This is a genomic window from Nocardioides sp. (genome assembly GCF_029937575.1).
Lineage (GTDB): Bacteria > Actinomycetota > Actinomycetes > Propionibacteriales > Nocardioidaceae > Nocardioides.
In genome coordinates, this window is sequence record NZ_JAPYPS010000050.1 from 1 (window position 1) to 1,157 (window position 1,157).

Annotated in this window: 2 protein-coding genes; one reads left to right on the forward strand and one right to left on the reverse strand. The window is 65.3% G+C overall.

Annotation, left to right across the window (positions count from 1 at the left end; genetic code table 11):
- Positions 1-63 precede the first annotated feature (63 nt).
- Complete coding sequence (locus Q1K33_RS15125; RefSeq protein WP_300405399.1) at positions 64-273, forward strand: hypothetical protein; 210 nt, start codon at positions 64-66, stop codon at positions 271-273.
- Between the two features lie 188 nt (positions 274-461).
- On the opposite strand, the gene Q1K33_RS15130 is transcribed toward Q1K33_RS15125, so the two are convergent.
- Positions 462-713 carry a hypothetical protein gene (locus Q1K33_RS15130; protein ID WP_300405401.1) on the reverse strand — a complete coding sequence of 84 codons (252 nt, stop codon included), beginning with the start codon at positions 711-713 and terminating at the stop codon, positions 462-464.
- Positions 714-1,157 lie beyond the last annotated feature (444 nt).

Below are 1,157 nucleotides of genomic sequence, written 5' to 3' on the forward strand. Positions count from 1 at the left end.
CGGTCATCGGCAGTTGCGAGCGGATCGCGGCAGATCCGTGCGCGCTCGCCTAGGATTCGACGTATGAAGAATCGCGCAAGCGCCACGAACCTCCTGCTGAGCCTCGCTGCCTATGCGGTCTTCATGCTCATCGTGCTCTCTGCTGTTGGCTTTCGCGTCGGGGTTCTCGAACTGATCGTGTGGACCACGCTCGTTGCCGTCGGCTCCGGACTGATTGTTCGCAGACACGTGCGAGCGCGAAGCGACGCCGAAGTTGCGCCCGTCCACCCCTGAGCCTTTCCGGCTTTACTCGCTGGGCCGGGTGCGATGTCGGCCCTCGGAACACGCGGCATCCCGCTCGACATCGACCTGTACGGTGGCGACAACGAGCAGGTGCCTGACTGACCGCTCATCCGCACGACCGCAGGGGTCGCGGCATAGAAAGACGAAGCCCTCCTGGCGGCAGAGTCGGGCGGTTGCGGCTACCAGTCGGAGGACGGACCTGGTCGAGGCGCCCAGTGGTTGCCGTTCATCCTGGCTGCGACTTCGGCTTCGCTCAGAGCCTCGTGCAGTCTCTCCGCGTCATCCGGCATCGCCATCAGGATGTTGCGGAAGTCGTGGTCCGGCAGGCGCTGCCCGTGCAGGACATAGCCCATTGCAGACGTGGCGAACCACCACTCTTCCTTCGTCAGTCGAAGAGTGACACCGTCTTCGTCGAACTCGACTTCGGCCATGCGAACCAACGTAGAGCAGCCCAAGCCGGGTGCCCGACCATCGGCACGTGCACGCATCCTCGCGGCGGGTTGAGCGGAGCCCGGGCGGTGGTCCGGTCGGCAACGCACATGCGAAGGTGGCGTATGCAGGCAGACTTCGACAGGCATGGTGTGGCCTTGACTCTAACTCCCGCCGAGTTCGGCTTTCTCTTCCGTTCCGTCAATGACCGCATCAGTTCGCTACCGCCCGACGAGGTGGGGTCGCGGCTCGGTTTGCCGTATGAGGACGCAGTGAGGTTTCTCGACGAACTCCTGTCCGCAGAGACGGCGAGTCGGGCGGCGGGTCAGCACTGGCTCCTTCCCCGAGATCCCGCCTAACCAACCCGCCCGACCATCAGCACGACCGCTCAGCTCGCGGCATGGTCGGGCGGAGCCCTCGGGGCGGCATGGTCGGGCGGAGCCCTC